This is a genomic window from Streptomyces sp. NPDC048514, assembly GCF_043199955.1.
Taxonomy (GTDB): domain Bacteria; phylum Actinomycetota; class Actinomycetes; order Streptomycetales; family Streptomycetaceae; genus Streptomyces.
The window spans coordinates 200,164-216,877 of sequence record NZ_JBICWT010000013.1 but is presented as its reverse complement, the minus strand read 5'-3'; the positions used below and the strand labels follow the sequence as shown (position 1 = coordinate 216,877).

At 68.1% G+C, this 16,714-nt stretch carries 23 protein-coding genes; 3 read left to right on the top strand and 20 right to left on the bottom strand.

Features of this window, described 5'->3' with window-relative positions; genetic code table 11:
- Window positions 1-74 precede the first annotated feature (74 nt).
- Window positions 75-1,043 (top strand): type I pantothenate kinase, encoded by a 969-nt coding sequence (gene coaA, locus ACGFT2_RS28280; protein WP_393283305.1) that lies wholly within the window; start codon window positions 75-77, stop codon window positions 1,041-1,043.
- Window positions 1,044-1,074: 31 nt separating this feature from the next.
- Window positions 1,075-2,019: a DUF389 domain-containing protein gene (locus ACGFT2_RS28275; RefSeq protein ID WP_393283303.1), complete on the top strand. Its 945-nt coding sequence runs from the start codon at window positions 1,075-1,077 to the stop codon at window positions 2,017-2,019.
- Between the two features lie 327 nt (window positions 2,020-2,346).
- On the opposite strand, the gene glmM is transcribed toward ACGFT2_RS28275, so the two are convergent.
- The 3 genes from glmM to rplM form a co-directional block, all read right to left on the bottom strand.
- A complete protein-coding gene (gene glmM / locus ACGFT2_RS28270; protein ID WP_393283300.1) occupies window positions 2,347-3,705 on the bottom strand; it encodes a phosphoglucosamine mutase in 1,359 nt (452 codons plus the stop codon).
- 179 nt (window positions 3,706-3,884) lie between these two features.
- Window positions 3,885-4,397 (bottom strand): 30S ribosomal protein S9, encoded by a 513-nt coding sequence (rpsI, locus tag ACGFT2_RS28265; RefSeq protein ID WP_393283298.1) that lies wholly within the window; start codon window positions 4,395-4,397, stop codon window positions 3,885-3,887.
- 42 nt (window positions 4,398-4,439) lie between these two features.
- On the bottom strand, window positions 4,440-4,883 hold the full coding sequence (gene rplM / locus ACGFT2_RS28260) for a 50S ribosomal protein L13 (protein WP_353600321.1): 444 nt from the start codon (window positions 4,881-4,883) through the stop codon (window positions 4,440-4,442).
- A 289-nt stretch (window positions 4,884-5,172) separates the two neighbouring features.
- On the opposite strand from rplM, the gene ACGFT2_RS28255 reads away from it, so the two are divergent.
- Window positions 5,173-6,051, top strand: a complete 879-nt coding sequence (locus ACGFT2_RS28255; protein WP_393283295.1) for a hypothetical protein — start codon at window positions 5,173-5,175, stop codon at window positions 6,049-6,051.
- 1 nt (window position 6,052) lies between these two features.
- Here the strand turns inward: ACGFT2_RS28255 and truA are convergent, their stop codons facing one another.
- The 17 genes from truA to ACGFT2_RS28170 all read right to left on the bottom strand — a co-directional run bounded on the left by truA (window position 6,053) and on the right by ACGFT2_RS28170 (window position 16,713).
- Window positions 6,053-6,907, bottom strand: coding sequence for a tRNA pseudouridine(38-40) synthase TruA (gene truA, locus ACGFT2_RS28250; protein ID WP_393283293.1), 855 nt, complete (start codon window positions 6,905-6,907; stop codon window positions 6,053-6,055).
- A gap of 136 nt (window positions 6,908-7,043) precedes the next feature.
- A complete protein-coding gene (rplQ, locus tag ACGFT2_RS28245; RefSeq protein WP_393283290.1) occupies window positions 7,044-7,544 on the bottom strand; it encodes a 50S ribosomal protein L17 in 501 nt (166 codons plus the stop codon).
- Window positions 7,545-7,734: 190 nt separating this feature from the next.
- The gene (locus ACGFT2_RS28240; protein ID WP_067018978.1) at window positions 7,735-8,757 is read right to left on the bottom strand and encodes a DNA-directed RNA polymerase subunit alpha; all 1,023 of its coding nucleotides are present in this window, start codon (window positions 8,755-8,757) and stop codon (window positions 7,735-7,737) included.
- A gap of 149 nt (window positions 8,758-8,906) precedes the next feature.
- A complete protein-coding gene (gene rpsK / locus ACGFT2_RS28235; RefSeq protein WP_003956432.1) occupies window positions 8,907-9,311 on the bottom strand; it encodes a 30S ribosomal protein S11 in 405 nt (134 codons plus the stop codon).
- A 65-nt stretch (window positions 9,312-9,376) separates the two neighbouring features.
- Window positions 9,377-9,757 carry a 30S ribosomal protein S13 gene (rpsM, locus tag ACGFT2_RS28230; RefSeq protein WP_037680379.1) on the bottom strand — a complete coding sequence of 127 codons (381 nt, stop codon included), beginning with the start codon at window positions 9,755-9,757 and terminating at the stop codon, window positions 9,377-9,379.
- A 188-nt stretch (window positions 9,758-9,945) separates the two neighbouring features.
- Window positions 9,946-10,059 (bottom strand): 50S ribosomal protein L36, encoded by a 114-nt coding sequence (gene rpmJ, locus ACGFT2_RS28225; RefSeq protein ID WP_003974245.1) that lies wholly within the window; start codon window positions 10,057-10,059, stop codon window positions 9,946-9,948.
- A 59-nt stretch (window positions 10,060-10,118) separates the two neighbouring features.
- Complete coding sequence (gene infA, locus ACGFT2_RS28220; protein ID WP_003948620.1) at window positions 10,119-10,340, bottom strand: translation initiation factor IF-1; 222 nt, start codon at window positions 10,338-10,340, stop codon at window positions 10,119-10,121.
- A 163-nt stretch (window positions 10,341-10,503) separates the two neighbouring features.
- Entirely contained in the window at window positions 10,504-11,340 is an 837-nt protein-coding gene (gene map, locus ACGFT2_RS28215) for a type I methionyl aminopeptidase (RefSeq protein WP_393283287.1), read from the bottom strand.
- Between the two features lie 126 nt (window positions 11,341-11,466).
- Complete coding sequence (locus ACGFT2_RS28210; RefSeq protein WP_393283284.1) at window positions 11,467-12,132, bottom strand: adenylate kinase; 666 nt, start codon at window positions 12,130-12,132, stop codon at window positions 11,467-11,469.
- A complete protein-coding gene (secY, locus tag ACGFT2_RS28205; protein ID WP_393283282.1) occupies window positions 12,132-13,445 on the bottom strand; it encodes a preprotein translocase subunit SecY in 1,314 nt (437 codons plus the stop codon). The genes ACGFT2_RS28210 and secY overlap by 1 nt, the downstream gene beginning before the upstream one ends.
- A gap of 234 nt (window positions 13,446-13,679) precedes the next feature.
- Window positions 13,680-14,135 (bottom strand): 50S ribosomal protein L15, encoded by a 456-nt coding sequence (rplO, locus tag ACGFT2_RS28200; protein WP_003974249.1) that lies wholly within the window; start codon window positions 14,133-14,135, stop codon window positions 13,680-13,682.
- A 2-nt stretch (window positions 14,136-14,137) separates the two neighbouring features.
- On the bottom strand, window positions 14,138-14,320 hold the full coding sequence (gene rpmD / locus ACGFT2_RS28195) for a 50S ribosomal protein L30 (protein ID WP_003974250.1): 183 nt from the start codon (window positions 14,318-14,320) through the stop codon (window positions 14,138-14,140).
- 2 nt (window positions 14,321-14,322) lie between these two features.
- Window positions 14,323-14,928, bottom strand: coding sequence for a 30S ribosomal protein S5 (gene rpsE / locus ACGFT2_RS28190; RefSeq protein WP_003992370.1), 606 nt, complete (start codon window positions 14,926-14,928; stop codon window positions 14,323-14,325).
- A gap of 39 nt (window positions 14,929-14,967) precedes the next feature.
- Window positions 14,968-15,351: a 50S ribosomal protein L18 gene (gene rplR / locus ACGFT2_RS28185; protein WP_030860987.1), complete on the bottom strand. Its 384-nt coding sequence runs from the start codon at window positions 15,349-15,351 to the stop codon at window positions 14,968-14,970.
- Window positions 15,352-15,354: 3 nt separating this feature from the next.
- Entirely contained in the window at window positions 15,355-15,894 is a 540-nt protein-coding gene (gene rplF / locus ACGFT2_RS28180) for a 50S ribosomal protein L6 (RefSeq protein WP_393283277.1), read from the bottom strand.
- Between the two features lie 24 nt (window positions 15,895-15,918).
- Window positions 15,919-16,317 (bottom strand): 30S ribosomal protein S8, encoded by a 399-nt coding sequence (rpsH, locus tag ACGFT2_RS28175; RefSeq protein ID WP_007384075.1) that lies wholly within the window; start codon window positions 16,315-16,317, stop codon window positions 15,919-15,921.
- A gap of 210 nt (window positions 16,318-16,527) precedes the next feature.
- Window positions 16,528-16,713, bottom strand: a complete 186-nt coding sequence (locus ACGFT2_RS28170) for a type Z 30S ribosomal protein S14 (RefSeq protein WP_003948630.1) — start codon at window positions 16,711-16,713, stop codon at window positions 16,528-16,530.
- Between the last annotated feature and the right edge of the window lies 1 nt (window position 16,714).

Sequence of the window (16,714 nt, the reverse complement as noted above, 5' to 3'; positions counted from 1 at the left end):
CACGTGACGCACCCCACCCCACCGCCCCGTTCAAACTCCGTTAACAATGGACTGTGATCTCACAGGTCCCTTCGATGCCCCGGAGCGCCCACCGGCACAGGCCGGAGGCGACTCCCTACGTCGACCTCACCCGCGCCGAGTGGAGCGCGCTGCGGAACAAGACGCCGCTGCCGCTCACCGCCGAGGAGGTGGAGAAGCTCCGCGGCCTCGGTGACGTCATCGACCTCGACGAGGTGCGGGACATCTACCTCCCGCTCTCCCGGCTCCTCAACCTCTACGTCGGCGCCACGGACGGCCTGAGAGGAGCACTGAACACCTTCCTCGGCGAACAGGGCTCCCAGTCCGGCACCCCGTTCGTCATAGGGGTCGCCGGCTCCGTGGCGGTCGGCAAGTCCACCGTGGCCCGTCTCCTCCAGGCCCTGCTCTCCCGCTGGCCCGAGCACCCGCGCGTCGAACTGGTCACCACCGACGGCTTCCTGCTGCCCACCAAGGAACTGGAGGCCCGCGGCCTGATGTCGCGCAAGGGCTTCCCCGAGTCCTACGACCGCCGCGCCCTCACCCGGTTCGTCGCGGACATCAAGGCCGGCAAGGGCGAGGTGACGGCCCCCGTCTACTCCCATCTCATCTACGACATCGTCCCCGACCAGCGGCTCACCGTCCGCCGCCCGGACATCCTGATCGTCGAGGGCCTGAACGTCCTGCAGCCCGCGCTGCCCGGCAAGGACGGCCGCACCCGGGTCGGCCTGGCCGACTACTTCGACTTCAGCGTCTACGTCGACGCGAGCACCGAGGACATCGAGCGCTGGTACCTCAACCGCTTCAGGAAGCTGCGCCAGACGGCCTTCCAGAACCCCAACTCCTACTTCCGCAAGTACACCCAGGTGTCCGAGGAAGAAGCCGTCGACTACGCCCGCACCCTGTGGCGGACGATCAACAAGCCCAACCTGGTCGAGAACATCGCCCCCACCCGCGGCCGCGCGGCCCTCATCCTGCGCAAGGGCCCGGACCACAAGGTGCAGCGGCTCCGCCTGCGGAAACTATGACGTGTCCCTGGCGCCCTGTTAGAAAGGCGTCATGCTGCATCTGCGCCTGATCACCCCGGCCGAGACGACGGACGAGGTGGTGCGGCTGATCGAGAAGACGGTCGGCACCGCCCACCTCGTCATCCTGCCGGGCGCCGCCCGAAGTCCCGCCGGGGACGTGGTCATGTGCGACGTGGCGCGCGAGGCGGGCGACGAGCTACTCACGTCGCTGCGCGGGCTGGGCCTGGACACGACCGGGTCCATCGCGGTGGAGAACATCGACCTCTCCCTGTCCCGGCGGGCCGACAGGGCGGAGAAGGAGGCGCCGGGCGAGGGCGCGGACGCGGTGCTGTGGGAGGGGCTGACCGACGCGACCCACGAGGAGTCGACCCTGTCGGTCACCTACCTGGCCTTCATCACGCTGGCCACGATGATCGCGGCGTGCGGCGTGGTCCTGGACAACGCCATCCTGATCGTGGGCGCCATGGCGGTGGGGCCGGAGTTCGGCCCGCTGGCCGGCATCTGCACGGCCCTGGTGCAGCGCCGTCCGCGCCTGGCGTGGCGGTCGGTGGCCGCACTGCTGGTCGGGTTCGCGGCGGCGATGGCGGTGACGGTCGGCTTCAGCCTGTTCATGGACGCCATCGGGCTGTTCCACCGGTCCCAGCTGGAGGGCAAGCGGCCCAGCACCGCGTTCGTCTACGCCCCCGACGCCTTCTCGTTCATCGTCGCGGTCCTGGCCGGCATCGCCGGCACCCTCTCCCTGACCTCGGCGAAGTCCGGGGCTCTGGTGGGCGTGGCCATCTCGGTGACGACGGTCCCGGCCGCCGCCAACGCGGCGGTGGCCCTCGCCTACGGCGACACCCGGCAGACGGTCGGCTCGACCAACCAGCTCCTGCTCAACCTGCTGGGCATCGTCCTGGCGGGCACCCTCACCCTCCTCACCCAGAAGAGCCTCTGGTCCAGGCAGCGGAAGCGGCAACGGCAAGCTCCCGGCTAGAGCACCACGGCCGCCCCGGAGACACGCCGCACCACGCGGCCAACGGCGCTTACGGCCCACCCGGGGCGCGGGGAACTGCGCGACCGGCACCGCACGCACCCGCGGCCCGCGACGCACAGCCCCCACCACCGCGAACCCGGGACCCTCCCGGCCCGGGACCTCCCGAACCCGGAACAGGCCCGGGATCTCCCGAACCCGGAACAGGCCCAGGATCTCCCGAACCCGGAACAGGCCCGGGACCTCCCGAACCCGGGACTGCCCCGAATCCGGGATCACCCCGACCTCGGAGCCATCCCGCATCCCGGCGTGTCCAAGGCGGTCCCGGAACTACCCCAGCGCCGACTTCACCGCGTCCGCCAGCCGCCCCGCGACCGACCGCGCCTGCTCGATGTCCGCCGCCTCGACCATCACCCGGACCAGCGGCTCGGTGCCCGAGGGCCGCAGCAGCACCCGCCCGGTCTCCCCCAGCTCCCGCTCCGCCTCGGTGACGGCGGCAGCAAGGTCCGCGGACGTCTTCACCCGGGACTTGTCCACGTCCGGGACGTTGATCAGGACCTGCGGCAGCCGCTCCATCACGGAGGCAAGGTCCCGCAGCGTACGGCCGGTCTGCGCGACCCGCGCGGCCAGCAGAAGGCCGGTCAGCGTGCCGTCACCGGTCGTCGCGTGGTCGAGGATGATCACGTGCCCGGACTGCTCGCCGCCCAGGGCGAAGCCGTGCTGTTTCATCTCCTCCAGCACGTACCGGTCGCCGACGGCCGTCTGCACGAGCCGGACGCCCGCCCGCTCCATCGCCAGCTTGAAGCCCAGGTTGGACATCACCGTGGCGACGACCGTGTCGGCCCGCAGCTCGGAACGCTCCCGCATCGCCAGCGCCAGCACGGCGAGGATCTGGTCGCCGTCGACCTCCTCGCCGGTGTGGTCCACGGCCAGGCAGCGGTCGGCGTCACCGTCGTGCGCGATGCCGAGGTGCGCGCCGTGCCCGACGACGGCTGCCTTCAGCTTGTCCAGGTGGGTGGAGCCGCAGCCGTCGTTGATGTTGAGCCCGTCCGGCTCGGCACCGATCGTGACGACCTCGGCGCCCGCCCGGGAGAACACCGCCGGCGAGACCCCCGAGGCCGCACCGTGCGCTTCGTCCAGGACGATCTTCAGGCCGTCGAGCCGGTTGGGCAGCACCGACAGCAGATGGGCGACGTACTGCTCGAAGCCCTCCTCGTACGACCGCACCCGGCCGACCCCGGCGCCCGTCGGCCGCTGCCAGGGCTCACCGTGCCGGTGCGAGTCGTACACCGCCTCGATCCGGTCCTCCAGGTCGTCGGCCAGCTTGTGGCCGCCCCGGGCGAAGAACTTGATGCCGTTGTCCGGCATGGCGTTGTGGCTGGCGGAGAGCATCACACCCAGGTCGGCGCCGAGCGCACCGGTGAGGTGGGCGACCGCCGGCGTCGGCAGCACACCGACGCGCAGCACGTCCACACCCGCGCTGGCCAGGCCCGCGACCACGGCCGCCTCCAGGAACTCCCCGGACGCGCGCGGGTCCCGTCCGACCACGGCCTTCGGCCGGTGGCCCTCGAAGGTGCCCGACTCGGCCAGCACGTGTGCCGCGGCGACGGAGAGGCCGAGCGCCATCTCGGCCGTCAGATCCCCGTTGGCGACACCGCGCACGCCGTCCGTGCCGAAGAGTCGTCCCACTTGTCCTCCTGAGGAAGCGTCCATGCTGCCGGGAATCATGGCAGACGCCATGCGATCCGGTCACACAAGCCTTTGAGCGTCTTGTGTCGTTATACGCCCTTGGCCGGGATAAACGAACGCCCCGACGGCACATGTGGCGTGCCGCCGGGGCGTTCGGAGTACGAGCAGGCAGCTGCTGTTTAGCGCTTGCTGTACTGCGGCGCCTTGCGGGCCTTCTTCAGACCGGCCTTCTTGCGCTCGACCGCACGGTCGTCGCGCTTCAGGAAGCCGGCCTTCTTGAGCGGGCCGCGGTTGTTGTCGACGTCGGCCTCGTTCAGGGCGCGGGCGACACCGAGACGGAGCGCACCGGCCTGACCGGAGACACCGCCACCCGCGATGCGGGCGATGACGTCGTAACGACCCTCGAGCTCGAGCACCTTGAAGGGCTCGTTGACTTCCTGCTGGTGCACCTTGTTCGGGAAGTAGTCCTCGAGGGTGCGACCGTTGATCTTCCACTTGCCGGTGCCCGGGACGATCCGGACGCGGGCGATGGCGTTCTTGCGACGGCCCAGGCCGGCGGCCGGCTGGGGCTCGCCGAAGCGGGAAGCCGACGACTCCGAGGTGTACTCGCCCTCGACGGGGACCTCGGACTCGGTGGTGTAGCTGTCGATGTCAAGCTCTTCGAGCGGCTGCTCGGCAGTGGTCTCGGCCACGATTCTCCTCAGATTCTGTTCGGTCTTAGGGGGTGGCCGGTATTACTGCGCGACCTGGGTGATCTCGAACGGCTGCGGCTGCTGCGCGCCGTGCGGGTGCTGGTCACCCTTGTAGACCTTCAGCTTCGAGAGCATCTGACGGCCCAGCGTGTTCTTGGGGAGCATGCCCTTGACGGCCTTCTCGACCGCCTTCTCGGGGTTCTTGTCGAGGAGCTCGTCGTAGCGGACGGAGCGCAGACCACCCGGGTAGCCGGAGTGGCGGTACGCCATCTTCTGGGTCCGCTTGTTGCCGGACAGGTGCACCTTGTCGGCGTTGATGATGATGACGAAGTCACCAGCGTCGACGTGCGGCGCGTAGATCGGCTTGTGCTTGCCCCTCAGAAGGGTCGCTGCGGTGGTGGCGAGACGGCCCAGGACAACGTCCTGAGCGTCGATGACGTGCCACTGGCGCGTCACATCGCCGGGCTTGGGGCTGTACGTACGCACGGTTCGTAGCCTTCGCTTCGAGTGAATGGTCCTGAACAGGTCACCGAAACGATCACGACAGCCTGGACCGCACTGCGGCGACGCATACCGCGTACGTGGGTCGCTGGTCATCGGCCCGGTGGACCGGTGTAAGGGCCCGTCCCGTGAGAATGAGCAAGCCAATACACAACGAAGAAGCAGGTTACCGCCCGGCCCCCGGACGGGTCAAAACGAGGCATGCCGACGGACAAACGCGGCATGCCGCCGGACGCGGTCCGGCACACCCCGTCCCCCGTCTAAGATGCGCCCCATGAGTTACGGGCAGGGGGGACCCCAGTCTCAGTGGGATCCCTGGAAACCGCAATCGCAGCAGCCCTGGAGCAGCGGCGCCGACGACGGAACTCCGGACTGGGCCGCGCTCGCGGAGGCCTCGGAGACCCGGAACAAACGCCGGAGGCTGCTGTTCATCGGCGGCGGCGCGCTCGCCGTGATCGCCGTGGGCACGGCCGTCGCGATGGCCGTCGTCTCCGCGAACGGCGGCGGCGGTCCCGAGGCCGGCCCCAGCAACCTGCCGGCCAGCGCCACGCTGCCCAGCGGCTCAGCCACGGCACCGTCCTTCGCACCCACCAGCGCGCCGCCGCCGCTGGATCCGAAGGACTTCATATCCAGCGCCAAGAAGGACACCGCCCCGCTCGGCCCCGGGACCCTCTTCCCGGGCACCCGCCTGACCATGGGCGACGCGGTGTACAAGAAGGGCGCCACGGCCGACACCGGGAGCTGCGCCACCGCCGCCGGCGGCACCCTCTCCAAGGTGCTCACGGCGAACGGCTGCACCCGTCTGATCCGCGCCACCTACAGCAAGGACGGCGTCGCGGTCACCGTCGGTGTCGCCGTCTTCGACACCGAGGCCCAGGCCACGAAGGCCAAGTCCCAGACGGACGACCGCAGCATCGTGCGCTCGCTGTCCGGCAAGGGCGTCAAGCCCTTCTGCGACGGGGCGTTCTGCCGCTCCACCCGCAACGCCTACGGCCGCTACGCCTATTTCACGATCTCCGGCTTCACCAGCGGAAAAGACGTGGCCAAGAAGGACACGAAGGTCTTCCGCACCGGCGACGACCTGGCCGAGTTCGCCTTCCGCCAGATCCACCGCCGCGGCGAGGCGCAGGCTTCCGCGGCGGCGGCCCAGTAGCTCAGCAGCACCCCGCCGACGGCAGCGAGCGCTTGTTCCGCGCCTCCTTGTTGCGCGCGGCCAGCAGTTCGTCGGCGGGGTAACCGACCTCCTCCAGGGTCAGCCCGTGCGGCCGTACGACATGCACGGCGGAGTCCCGCACCCCGGCGGCCAGCACCTTCCCGGGCCACTCGGGACCCCGGTGCCCGTCGCCGACGAACAGCAGCGCGCCGATCAGCGACCGCACCATGTTGTGACAGAACGCGTCCGCCCGGACGGTCGCCGTGACGACCCCGTCCGCGCCCCGCACCAGGCTCAGCTCCTGCAGCGTGCGGATGGTGGTCGCGCCCTCCCGCTTCTTGCAGTAGGCGGCGAAGTCGTGCTCGCCGACCAGCACCCGCGCCGCCTCGTTCATGGCGTCCACGTCCAGGGGCCAGTCGTGCCAGAGCACGTGCCCCCGCAGCAGCGGGTCGACGCCCCCCGGGTTGTCCGTCACCCGGTACGCGTAGCGCCGCCAGATCGCCGAGAACCGGGCGTCGAAGCCGGCCGGGGCCTCGGTGAGCCGCCAGACCCGCACATCCTTCGACAGCCGCCCGGCGAGCCGCTTGAGCAGCTTCTCGCGGTGCTCGGCCCACACCGGCGCCGGCAGATCGACGTGCGCCACCTGCCCGCGCGCGTGCACGCCGGCGTCCGTCCGCCCGGCCACGGTCAGCTCGTACGTCTCCTTCGACCGCGTCACCGTGCGCAGGGCGTCCTCGATCTCCCCCTGCACGGTCCGCCGGCCGCCGGCCTGCTTGGCCCAGCCGTGGAAGGCGGCGCCGTCGTAGGAGAGGTCGAGGCGGATGCGCACGGACCCGGGTCGTACTTCGTCACTCACAGACAGATCCTCTCGCGACACGAGAACGGGCCCGCTCCTCGAAAGGAACGGGCCCGCCATCGCCCTGAAGGGGCGCGGAGAACTGCGCGACCGGCCACGACGAACCGCGGCCGGCGGGCAGTCCCCGGCAGAACGCTTACGCGTCCTTGGACTCCTCGGCCGGAGCCTCGGTGGCCTCGGTCTCCTCGACCTTGGTCTCCTCGGCCTTCGCCGCGTCGGACTCCTTGACCGCACGCTTGGTGGCGGCCTCGGCCTCACCGACGGCGTTCTGCTGCACCGTCAGCGCCTCGACCAGCTCGATGACGGCCATGGGCGCGTTGTCGCCACGGCGGTTACCGATCTTGGTGATGCGGGTGTAGCCACCGGGACGGTTCTCGTAGCGCGGGCCGATCTCGGTGAAGAGCGTGTGGACGATGCTCTTGTCCGTGATGACCTGGAGCACCTGACGGCGGTTGTGAAGGTCGCCCTTCTTCGCCTTGGTGACCAGACGCTCCGCGTACGGGCGCAGGCGGCGGGCCTTCGCCTCGGTGGTGGTGATGCGGCCGTGCTCGAAGAGGCTCTTCGCGAGGTTCGCGAGGAGGAGCTTCTCGTGCGCGGCACTGCCGCCCAGACGGGCACCCTTGGTGGGCTTCGGCATGGTTCTTCTCCTGTGTGTCTGCCCCGGCCGTATCAGGTACCGGAGTCAGTATCCGAGCGGGCGGTCGCCCGTCGGAGATCCGGGCGCCTTTTCAGGCGCCCGGAGTGTCCGCGCCCCGAAGGGGCGCGGGGAACTGCGCGACCGGCCACGACGGCCTCGCGGTCACAGAACCGGCCTCCTCACGGAGTGCTCAGTACTGCTCGGTCTCCACGAAACCGGCGTCCGCGTCGTCGTCGGCGCCGAAGGCGTCGGCGGCGGCGGTCGGGTCGAATCCGGGCGGGCTGTCCTTGAGGGCCAGGCCCATGCCGGCCAGCTTCGCCTTGACCTCGTCGATGGACTTCGCACCGAAGTTGCGGATGTCCAGCAGGTCGGCCTCGGAGCGCGCGACCAGCTCACCCACGGAGTGGATGCCCTCACGCTTGAGGCAGTTGTAGGAGCGGACCGTGAGCTCCAGCTCCTCGATCGGCAGCGCGAGGTCGGCGGCCAGGGCGGCGTCCGTGGGGGACGGGCCCATGTCGATGCCCTCGGCGTCGATGTTCAGCTCGCGGGCGAGACCGAACAGCTCGACCAGGGTCTTACCGGCCGACGCCATGGCGTCGCGGGGACGCATGGCCTGCTTGGTCTCGACGTCGACGATCAGCTTGTCGAAGTCGGTGCGCTGCTCGACACGGGTCGCCTCGACCTTGTAGGTGACCTTGAGAACCGGCGAGTAGATGGAGTCGACCGGGATACGGCCGATCTCCTGGCCCACCTGCTTGTTCTGCACGGCGGAGACGTAGCCGCGGCCGCGCTCGACGGTCAGCTCCATCTCCAGCTTGCCCTTGCCGTTGAGCGTGGCGAGCACCAGGTCGGGGTTGTGCACCTCGACACCGGCCGGGGGCGCGATGTCGGCGGCGGTGACCAGACCCGGGCCCTGCTTGCGCAGGTACATCACGACCGGCTCGTCGTGCTCCGAGGAGACGACCAGCTGCTTGATGTTGAGGATCAGGTCGGTGACGTCGTCCTTGACGCCCGGCACGGTGGTGAACTCGTGCAGCACGCCGTCGATCCGGATGCTGGTGACAGCAGCGCCGGGGATCGAGGACAGGAGGGTACGGCGCAGGGAGTTGCCGAGGGTGTAGCCGAAGCCCGGCTCCAGCGGCTCGATCACGAACCGGGAGCGGAACTCGTCGACGACTTCTTCGGTCAACGAGGGACGCTGAGCGATCAGCATGTGTGGATCAGATCCTTCTTTCGTGGACGCCCGCTATTTGACGCCCGACGGAAACCGCACCCGGTGAGAAGTGCGGGTACTGCAAGGGTACGGGCGATACGGCCCTTGTTACGGGGTCGTACCGCCCGAATCCTCGAAGCGACCGTGCGTCAGACGCGGCGGCGCTTCGGCGGACGGCAGCCGTTGTGCGGGGTCGGGGTGACGTCCTGGATGGAGCCGACCTCGAGACCCGTGGCCTGCAGGGAGCGGATCGCGGTCTCACGACCGGAACCCGGGCCCTTGACGAACACGTCGACCTTGCGCATGCCGTGCTCCTGGGCGCGGCGGGCAGCCGACTCGGCGGCCATCTGCGCGGCGAACGGCGTGGACTTCCGGGAGCCCTTGAAGCCGACGTGGCCGGCGGAGGCCCAGGAGATCACGTTGCCGGACGGGTCCGTGATGGACACGATCGTGTTGTTGAACGTGCTCTTGATGTGCGCGTGGCCGTGAGCGACGTTCTTCTTTTCCTTGCGGCGCACCTTCTTGGCAGCGCCCTGACGTCCCTTGGGGGGCATCTACTAACTCCTACGGGAGGTGGTCGGTCCTACAGCGAAGACCGTGGACAGGTGTCCGCTGCGGACTACTTCTTGCCCGGCTTCTTCTTGCCGGCGATGGCGCGACGCGGGCCCTTGCGGGTACGAGCGTTGGTGCTGGTGCGCTGACCGCGGACGGGCAGACCGCGACGGTGACGGAGACCCTGGTAGCAGCCGATCTCCACCTTGCGGCGGATGTCGGCCTGGATCTCGCGACGGAGGTCACCCTCGGTCTTGATGTTGTTGTCGACGTACTCGCGGATCGCGACCAGCTGCTCTTCGCTCAGGTCACGAACACGGGTGTTCGGGTCGATGCCCGTCTCCGCCAGCGTCAGCTGCGAAAGGGTCCGGCCGATGCCGAACACGTAGGTGAGGGCGACCTCCACGCGCTTTTCGCGCGGGATGTCAACACCGGAAACGCGTGCCATTCAATGGCTCCTGGTGATCTTCGGAGGTCTTCCGCAGAACCGGCTCCCGGCCGCCGTACCAGGTACGAACCGGGTCCCCGGCCTCCGAACCGGGGGTGTCGAGCTGGAGGGCTCGGGTCCTGCGTATGAACATATTCAGCTCGCGTCGCGCGAATCCCTGCGATGAATGCAGAGGGATCGGTCGTGCGTCAGCCCTGGCGCTGCTTGTGGCGCGGGTTGTCGCAGATGACCATGACCCGGCCGTGACGGCGGATCACCCTGCACTTGTCGCAGATCTTCTTGACGCTCGGCTTGACCTTCATTGGTGAGGTTCTCCGGGTCAGTGCCATCGCTCCGGGCGGGCCCGGGGCGCGGGCAAGATCTACTTGTACCGGTAGACGATCCGGCCACGCGTCAGGTCGTACGGAGACAGCTCCACCACGACCCGGTCGTCAGGGAGAATGCGGATGTAGTGCATACGCATCTTGCCGCTGATGTGTGCCAGGACCTGGTGGCCGTTCTGGAGCTCGACCTTGAACATGGCGTTCGGCAGAGACTCGACGACAGTGCCCTCGATCTCGATGGCACCTTGCTTCTTGGCCACGCTTCGCCCTTCGAATCGACTACCTTGATCGACTCTCGGGCATTTCCCTTGATTTCCCTTACGGGAGCATGCGGACATGCGGGTGCACGAGAGCCGACGAGTCAGTCTACGTCGGAGCACCGGGAAAGGCGAATCGAGGAAGTCTGCCCCATGGGAGTGCTCCCTATGCGAGAGGATCGGGAGCGGCCGTGATGCCGTACTCGGCGAGCTTCGCCCGGCCGCCGTCCGGCGCCGTCAGCACCAGGGGGCCGTCCGGCGTCAGGGCGACCGAGTGCTCCCAGTGGGAGGACCAGGTGCCGTCGGTCGTGATGACCGTCCAGTCGTCGGAGAGGACCTCGGTCCGCGGGGTGCCCAGGGAGACCATGGGCTCGATCGCCAGGCAGAAGCCGGGGACCAGCTTGGGGCCCTTGCCGCGGCGCCGGTCCACGTAGTTCAGCAGGTGCGGGTCCATGTGCATCTCGGTGCCGATGCCGTGGCCGCCGTAGTCCTCGATGATGCCGTAGCGTCCGCCGCCGGGCTTGGGCTGGCGGCGGATGTAGGTCTCGATGGCCCGGGAGATGTCGACCAGCCGGCCGCCCGACTTCATGGCCGCGATCCCGGCCCACATCGACTCCTCGGTCACCCGGGAGAGCTCGACCAGCTCCGGGGCGTGACCGGTGCCCACGAAGGCCGTGTAGGCGGCGTCACCGTGCCAGCCGTCGACGATCGCACCGCAGTCGATGGAGATGATGTCGCCGTCCTTGAGGACGACGTCCTCGGAGGGGATGCCGTGGACGACCACGTCGTTGACGGAGGTGCAGATCGTCGCCGGGAAGCCGCCGTACCCCAGGAAGTTCGACTTGGCCCCGTGCTCGGCGAGCACCTTGCGGGCCACCTCGTCCAGGTCCTTGGTGGAGGCCCCCGGAACGGCCGCCTCGCGGGTGGCCGCGTGAATGGCGGCTACGACCAGGCCCGCCGTCCGCATCTTGGCGATCTGCTCGGGGGTCTTGATCTGCACCATGGGGGCCTGCGCTCTCCGTCACTCACGTCGGCTGGTTTACCTGTACAACACTACGGCCGCGGCGCCCTCGGGGTCCCGCGGACGAAGTCCGGGGAGGGAGGGCACCGCGGCCGGAAGGACCGCGATCTACTTGTTTCCGGCCTTCTCGCGCTTGAGTGCCTCCAGGGCACGCTGCGTGATCTCGTCCACGGGGCCCAGGGAGGAGATCGTCACGACCAGGCCCTGCGCCTTGTAGTAGTCGATGATCGGCTCGGTCTGCGTGTGGTAGACCTCGAGTCGCTTGCGGACCGTGTCCTCGGAGTCGTCGTCGCGCTGGTACAGCTCGCCGCCGCAGACGTCGCAGACGCCTTCCTTCTTCGCCGGGCTGTACGTCACGTGGAAGACGTGGGAGGAGTCGTTGCGGCAGATGCGCCGGCCGGCGATCCGCTTGACGACCTCCTCCTCGGGGACCTCAAGGTCCAGCACCGCGTCCAGCGTGATGCCCTCGGACTCCAGCAGCTCGTCCAGCGCCTCCGCCTGCGAGACGTTGCGCGGGAAGCCGTCCAGCAGGAAGCCGTTCTCAGCGTCCGGCTGCTCCATGCGGTCCTTGGCCATCGCGATGGTGACCTCGTCGGGGACGAGGTTGCCGGCGTCCATGTAGGACTTCGCGAGCTTGCCCAGCTCGGTCTGCCGGCTGATGTTGGCCCGGAACAGGTCGCCCGTGGAGATGTGCGGAATGCTCAGCTTCTCTGCGAGCCGGACGGCCTGCGTTCCCTTACCGGCACCGGGCGGCCCGACGAGGACGATACGCATCAGCGGAGGAACCCTTCGTAATTGCGCTGCTGGAGCTGGCTCTCGATCTGCTTCACCGTCTCGAGGCCGACACCCACGATGATCAGGATGCTGGTCCCGCCGAAGGGGAAGTTCTGGCTTGCATTGAAGCCAACCAACGCCATCGTCGGTACGAGAGCGATCACGCCCAGATACAGCGAACCCGGCCAGGTGATCCGGTTGAGTACGTAGCTCAGGTACTCAGCGGTCGGTCGGCCAGCCCGGATGCCCGGGATGAAGCCACCATACTTCTTCATGTTGTCGGCTACTTCCTCGGGGTTGAAGGAGATAGCGACGTAGAAGAAGGCGAAGAAAACGATGAGCAAGAAGTACGTAACGATGTAAATCGGGTGGTCGCCCTTGGTGAGATTCTGCTCGACCCAGGTCTTCCAGCCCGATTTGCCTCCCGCGAACTGCGCCACGAGTGCCGGGATGTAGAGCAGCGAGGAGGCGAAGATGACGGGAATCACACCCGCCTGGTTCACCTTGAGCGGGATGTACGTGGACGTACCGCCGTAGGAACGCCGGCCGATCATGCGCTTCGCGTACTGCACCGGGATGCGGCGCTGGGCCTGCTCGACGAAGACGACGAGCGCGACCATGACCAGGCCGACCAGGATCACGGTGCCGAACTCGATCCAGCCGCCGGCCAGAGTGCCCTGCTTCTTGATCGCCCACAGCGCGGACGGGAAGGTGGCGGCGATCGAGATGAACATCAGGATCGACATGCCGTTGCCGATGCCGCGGTCGGTGACCAGCTCGCCGAGCCACATGACGACGGCCGTACCGGCGGTCATGCAGATGACCATGGTGATCGTGGTGAAGATCGCCTGGTCCGGGACGATGCTCGTGGCGACGGAGCAGCCGTTGAAGAGCGCGCCGCTGCGGGCAGTGGCGACCAGACCGGTGCCCTGCAGGATGGCGAGCGCCACCGTCAGGTAGCGGGTGTACTGCGTGATCTTCGCCGTACCGGCCTGGCCCTCCTTCTTCAGCGCCTCCAGACGCGGGATGACCACGGTCAGCAGCTGAAGGATGATGCTTGCCGTGATGTACGGCATGATGCCGAGCGCGAAGATCGTGATCTGCAGCAGCGCGCCACCGCTGAACATGTTCACGAGACCGAAGAGGCCCTGGTTCCCCTGTGCCTCGTTCACGCAGGTCTGGACGGCCTTGTAGTTGACGCCGGGGATCGGGATGTGGGTACCGACCCGGTAGACCACGATGATGCCCAGCGTGAAGAGCAGCTTCTTGCGCAGGTCGGGCGTCCTGAACGCCCGGGCGAACGCGGTGAGCACGGTGCCTCCTGCGACCCCCGCGCAACTGCGTCAAGGGTGACGGTCTTGAAGTTCGACGAATAGATAACGGACGACTGCCGCTCAGGGTGCCCCATGGGGACGCCCGGTGAAAGTAGGCAGTGCAAGCCACCTTACCGGCGAGAGCACCGCCCTAGGAACGACCAACCGGGGATACCCCTTTTTGTGGGGTATCCCCGGTAGGGATCGTTCACGTCATCGAGGAGTCCGAGAGACTCAGACCAGCTCGGTGACCGTACCGCCGGCGGCGGTGATCTTCTCCTTGGCGGAGCCGGAGACGGCGTCGACCGTCACCTGCAGCGCCACGGAGATCTCGCCCTGGCCGAGGACCTTGACGAGGCTGTTCTTGCGAACGGCACCCTTGGCCACCAGACCCTCGACGGTGACCTCGCCACCCTCGGGGTAGAGCGCGGCCAGCTTGTCGAGGTTCACGACCTGGAACTCGGTCTTGAACGGGTTCTTGAAGCCCTTCAGCTTCGGGAGACGCATGTGGAGGGGCATCTGGCCACCCTCGAAGCGCTCCGGAACCTGGTAGCGGGCCTTGGTGCCCTTGGTACCACGACCGGCCGTCTTACCCTTCGACGCCTCACCACGACCCACACGGGTCTTGGCGGTCTTGGCGCCCGGGGCGGGACGGAGGTTGTGGATCTTGAGCGGGTTGTTCTCCGCCATGATCAGTCGACCTCCTCGACCGTCACGAGGTGGCGGACGGTGTGCACCATGCCGCGGAACTCGGGGCGGTCCTCCTTGACGACCTGCGTGTTGATGCCCTTGAGACCAAGGGACCGCAGGGTGTCGCGGTGGTTCTGCTTGCTGCCGATGTAGGACTTGACCTGCGTAATCTTCAGCTGCGCCATGATTACGCACCCGCCCCGGCACGTGCACGCAGCAGAGCCGCGGGGGCGACGTCCTCGAGCGGCAGACCACGGCGGGCCGCGATCTCCTCGGGACGCTGGAGGCCCTTCAGGGCCGCCACGGTCGCGTGCACGATGTTGATCGCGTTGTCGGAGCCGAGCGACTTCGACAGCACGTCGTGGATACCGGCGCACTCGAGCACGGCGCGCACCGGACCACCGGCGATAACACCGGTACCCGGGGACGCGGGCTTGAGCAGCACGACGCCGGCAGCCTTCTCACCCTGGATGGGGTGCGGGATGGTGCCCTGGATACGGGGGACCTTGAAGAAGTGCTTCTTGGCCTCCTCAACACCCTTGGCGATGGCGGCCGGCACCTCCTTGGCCTTGCCGTAACCGACACCCACGGTGCCGTCACCGTCGCCCACCACGACCAGCGCGGTGAAGCTGAAGCGACGACCACCCTTCACAACCTTGGCGACGCGGTTGATCGCGACAACGCGCTCAACGTACGCGGTCTTCTCGGCGGCAGCAGCGCCGCCGTCACGGCCCTTCCGGTCCCGCCGCTCGCCGCCACCGGCACCGCCACCGCGGCGCTGGGGTCCAGCCATTGGAATTACCTCTCTCTGTTTCCGCTAGCTACGGCAGGCTCAGAACTTGAGCCCGGCTTCGCGGGCGGCGTCCGCCAGGGCGGCGATGCGCCCGGCGTACTGGTTGCCACCACGGTCGAACACGACAGCCTCGACACCGGCGGCCTTGGCGCGCTCGGCGACCAGGGCGCCGACCTGCTTGGCCTGCGCCGACTTGTCGCCCTCGCCACCGCGGACGGACGCGTCCAGGGTGGACGCGGACGCCAGGGTGTGGCCCTTGAGGTCGTCGATCACCTGCGCCACGATGTGGCGGTTGGAGCGGGTCACGACCAGACGGGGGCGCTCCGCCGTACCGGCGATCCGCTTGCGGATCCGGATGTGACGGCGCTTGATCGCGGCGCGCTTGTAGGCGTCGCCCTTGAGGATCTTCTGCCCGTATGCCATGGCTTACTTACCCGCCTTTCCGACCTTGCGGCGGATGACTTCGCCCTCGTACTTGACGCCCTTGGCCTTGTACGGGTCAGGCTTGCGCAGCTTGCGGATGTTCGCCGCAACCTCGCCGACCTTCTGCTTGTCGATGCCCTCGACCTGGAAGCGGGTCGGGCTCTCCACCTTGAAGGTGATGCCCTCGGGCGCCTCGACGATGATCGGGTGGCTGTAGCCGAGCGCGAACTCGAGGTTCGAACCCTTGGCCATAACGCGGTAACCGACACCGCTGATCTCGAGCTTCTTCACGTAACCCTGGGTCACGCCGGTGATCATGTTCGCCACCAGCGTGCGGGACAGGCCGTGGAGGGCCTTGTTCTGACGCTCGTCGTTCGGACGGGTGACGCTCAGAACGCCGTCCTCACCCTTGACGATGTCGATCGGCGCGACAACGGTGTGGGTCAGCGAGCCCTTGGGGCCCTTGACCGAGACCGTACGGCCGTCGATGGTGACGTCCACGCCGGCGGGAACCGTGATGGGGAGCTTGCCAATACGCGACATAGCTGTTTCCTCCGTTCCCTTCCGCTACCAGACGTAGGCGAGGACTTCCCCACCCACGCCCTTCTTGCCGGCCTGCTTGTCGGTGAGAAGCCCGTGCGACGTGGAGATGATCGCCACGCCGAGGCCGCCCAGCACCTTCGGCAGGTTGGTGGACTTCGCGTACACCCGGAGACCGGGCTTGGAGATCCGCTTGATGCCCGCGATGGAGCGCTCACGGTTCGGGCCGAACTTCAGCTCGAGAACGAGGTTCTTGCCGACCTCGGCGTCCTCGACCTTCCAGCCCGTGATGAAGCCCTCCTGCTGGAGGATCTCCGCGATGTGAGACTTGATCTTCGATGCCGGCATCGTCACGGAGTCGTGGTATGCCGAGTTCGCGTTCCGCAGACGCGTAAGCATGTCTGCGATCGGATCAGTCATGGTCATGAATTGGCCTTCGGCCTCTCTCGCCGGGGTTTCCTGGTGCGCCATCCCTCTCCCCGATCCGAGACGGGACGGGTGCGGCGCGGTGGACCTACGGCGTAGTAAGTCGTACGGGCGACAGACGCCCAACCCCGCTAGCCTACGGCATGCGGGGAAGGGCCTCTGCCGACCCAGATGCTTACCGAGAGCTTCAGGAATCCCGTGTTACCGGGATTACCAGGAGCTCTTGGTCACGCCCGGCAGCTCGCCACGGTGAGCCATCTCACGAAGGCACACGCGGCACAGGCCGAACTTGCGGTACACGGAGTGCGGGCGGCCGCAGCGCTGGCAGCGGGTGTAGCCACGCACACCGAACTTGGGCTTGCGAGCAGCCTTGGCAATCAGAGCCTTCTTCGCCATC